The following is a 3,485-nucleotide window of genomic DNA, read 5'->3' as shown; positions in this document are numbered from 1 at the left end:
GTCTAGCCTTACAGGATAAAAAAGTACTAGAAGAGTATAAATCAGAAATCAATGAATTGAAAGCTCTTAAAATGCCTCAGGAGGATATGAAAGATGGCTCGTCGATAAGGGGTGAGGCGCAGGAAGAAATCAATGAATTGAAAGCTCAATTGAGGTTATCAGAAAAAGAACGAAACAAGGCAAAAGAAAAAGAGCCGGTAAAAACAGAATCTAAAAAATGGTGGAAACTATGGAAATGAGGGGGATCAAATGAGTCATTCGGAACAAATGATTGAAAACCAGTTCATACAGATCTTAAGTGAGAAAGAAAATCAGTGGACTTATCGTCCGGACTTGAAGTCGGAAGAAGCACTTTGGCAAAACTTTAGAGGCCATTTGAACCGAATAAATTTAGCAGTATTGGAAGAGCAACTATTAACGGACAAAGAATTTAAGCAAGTCAAAGTCGAGTTTTCACGTTTGACCGGAACGCCTTTTTTAGCTTCTCAATGGCTTAGAGGAGAAAACGGGGTGGCTCAAGTTTTATTAGAGCGAGAAAATGGGAAAAAAGTGACTTTAGAAGCCTTTAGAAATAAGGATATCTCAGGAGGAACTTCTTCTTATGAGGTGGTTCACCAAGTGGTCCCAGATTCCTCTAGAGTAGATCGTGGAGATGTGAGCTTGCTGATTAATGGGCTCCCAATCATTCATATTGAGCTCAAAAAAGAGTCCGCTAAAGACGGTTTTATGCAAGCTTATTATCAAATTCAGCGTTATGCAGAAGATGGATTTTTTAAAGGGATTTACGCAACCACTCAAATCATGGTGATTTCCAATAAAGTTGATACCCGATACTTTGCAAGACCTAGTGAAGATACCGCTGAAGCCTATGCTCGGATGAAGAAGTTTTTATTTAATTGGCGGACTGAAGACAATCAAACGGTTTCCGATTTGTTTGATTTTACTCGTACAGTTTTGCGGATACCCGATGCCCATGAATTGATTAGCCAATATACCATTCTCGTCGATGATCAAAAAAATCAAAAATTCCTCATGGCTTTAAGACCTTACCAAATTCATGCTATTCGTAAGATTCGTCAAAAAGCTGCACAGCATGAAGGAGGATTTATTTGGCATGCGACAGGTTCAGGAAAGACCATTACCAGTTTTGTCGCAACGAAATTATTAGCACAAAATGCGATCGGTGTCGATCGTACGGTCATGGTTGTTGATAGAACAGACTTAGATGCTCAAACGCAGGATGAGTTTACGAAGTTTGCCTCGGAATATCATACCGGACAAACGACCGGAAATTCGGTAGCCAATACTTTGATTGTTGGGATCAAAAATCAAAAACAGTTGGCTCGAAACCTCCTTTCATCAAAAAATAATAATACGATTTTAGTGACCACGATTCAAAAACTCTCTGCGGCTATGCGAAGTGCCCAACAAGAGAGTGAAGAAAAAGGCTCGAATCAATTTGAGAAGCTACGGCAAGAACATATTGTTTTTATTGTTGATGAGGCTCATCGTGCGGTTAGTGATGAGGAAATGAAGCGAATTAAGAAAATATTACCCAATTCAACCTGGTTTGGATTAACGGGGACGCCTATTTTTGAACAAAATAAAAAGCAAGAAAATGGAACCTTTGCCAGAACGACGAGCCAGCAATACGGGCCACTCCTTCACTCCTATACAACCAAAAACGCTATGGATGATGGCGCTGTTTTAGGCTTTCAAGTCGAGTATCATTCACTGATTTCAGAAGAGGATCAAGAGGTAATTGTCACCCAACTCAATAAAGGAAAGTTACCAGACGATGTCTTACAACAAGAAAAATTGTTGCCTACGGAACTTTATGAAACAGATGAACATATTCGTACCATGTTACAAAAAATCTTTAATCGGAGAAGTGTGGTCAAAAAGTTCAAGGTACAGAATGGTTTTCCTACGATGTCAGCCATTCTTACCACTCACTCGATTGCCCAAGCCAAACATATTTACCGGATTTTAAAGGAAATGAAAGATAATGGGACACTCTTGAATGGGCGACAATTTGATGAACGTCATCAACTGATTGATAAAGATTTCCCAAGAGTAGCTATTACCTTCTCAACCAATCCGGATCAATTAGAAAAAAATGAACAAGACGATGAATTAGTAGAGATCATGAAAGAGTATGCGAAACAGTTTGATGCTTCTCCTTATCAAGATGAGAAACTCTACAATCAAAATATTAATAAACGGTTGGCCCGTAAGGAAAAGCAATATCAATCGGATGGTCAGTGGCTAGATTTTGTCATTGTTGTCGATCGTTTATTGACAGGCTTTGATTCTCCAACGATTCAAACCTTATATATTGATCGAGAAATGAACTATCAAAAGCTCCTTCAAGCGTTCTCAAGAACGAATCGTATTTATACAGGAAAAGATTCTGGGTTGATTGTCTCTTTTAGAAAGCCCTTCACCATGAAAGAAAATGTGCAAAACACGTTTCGTCTATTCTCAAATGAAAATCAAAACTTTGATCAACTGATTCCAAGAGAATATGAAGAAGTCAAAAAAGAATTTATCGAATGTTCAACACTTTATAAACAAAGCGAAGCCGACCTATCGGATAAACCCAATGATCTTAAAACGATGATTGCGCAAGTGAGTGCTTATCAAAAGCTAGAAAAGAGTTATAAAGCGCTCCGAAGCTATGATCAATACGAAGAGGACTTTGAAGCATTTTCAGAAGTAGTGGAGCAGATGCCACAATATCAAGGTAAAACGGAAAATGTTAAAACAAAGATTAAAGAAATGATCGAGGATGAGGAGCATCCTGAGGAAGACTTCGAGAAGCTTTTACAAGAGATTGCTTTTTCTTCGCAGCTCAATGCGACACATAAAGACATCGTGGATAGTTTTTATATTAATCAACTTTTGAAAGCGATTCAATTAAACGAAGCAGGGGCCGTTGAAAAATTTGAAAAAGAAATCCAACAAAAGGATCCTCAAATCCAAAAGATGTATCACACCTTGAAAGATCAACTCGTCAATACTACTGAAGAGATCGATGTGGCTCAATTAAAAGAGACTTCGATTCAAAATGAAATTCAAAGACAACTTCAAAAAGAAGCCGAAGAATTTGGATTATCCTTCGACTTTTTACAGTCTGCAATGAATGAATATCAAGGCGATAAGAAAACGATCCCTTATTTAACTCATTTACTGGATTCGATGACCCTTAGTAAAGAAGAGTTTGAAGCCAAAACGGGTGAAAAATACAGAAGAAGAACAAAAGTTTTAGAAGAACGACTACAACAAAACTTTGAACAACTTCAAAAATGGAAAGAAGAATTATAATGGCGACAGGTTTAAATCAACAACTATGGGCTTCTGCGGATATCTTACGTGGGAAGATGGATGCAAGTGAGTATAAAACCGCAGCTGCTCCGTCGCCAGCAGCCGCGCCAGCCGCGCTCCTCTGCGCGTGGGTGACAGCAGCACGCTGAAGTTGCGGA

Annotated in this window: 2 protein-coding genes and 1 pseudogene; 2 read left to right on the top strand and 1 reads right to left on the bottom strand. The window is 38.7% G+C overall.

Annotation, left to right across the window (positions count from 1 at the left end):
- On the top strand, positions 1–239 hold a 239-nt coding region (locus AB0N16_RS41520; RefSeq protein WP_365806009.1), incomplete at its 5' end, for a hypothetical protein.
- Between the two features lie 10 nt (positions 240–249).
- Positions 250–3,327 carry an HsdR family type I site-specific deoxyribonuclease gene (locus tag AB0N16_RS41515; protein WP_058212877.1) on the top strand — a complete coding sequence of 1,026 codons (3,078 nt, stop codon included), beginning with the start codon at positions 250–252 and terminating at the stop codon, positions 3,325–3,327.
- A gap of 72 nt (positions 3,328–3,399) precedes the next feature.
- Here the strand turns inward: AB0N16_RS41515 and AB0N16_RS41510 are convergent.
- A pseudogene (locus AB0N16_RS41510) lies at positions 3,400–3,485 on the bottom strand (ATP-binding protein); the annotation flags it as partial.

Origin of the sequence: Streptomyces sp. NPDC051105, assembly GCF_040682795.1 — a bacterium.
GTDB lineage: Bacteria > Actinomycetota > Actinomycetes > Streptomycetales > Streptomycetaceae > Streptomyces.
Note: the sequence above shows the minus strand (reverse complement) of the source record. Positions and strands in the feature narration are given on the sequence as shown.

Excerpts from the sequence above, each read along its gene's own strand:
- AB0N16_RS41515 (WP_058212877.1), top strand. The coding sequence starts at position 250 with ATGAGTCATTCGGAACAAATGATTGAAAACCAGTTCATACAGATCTTA.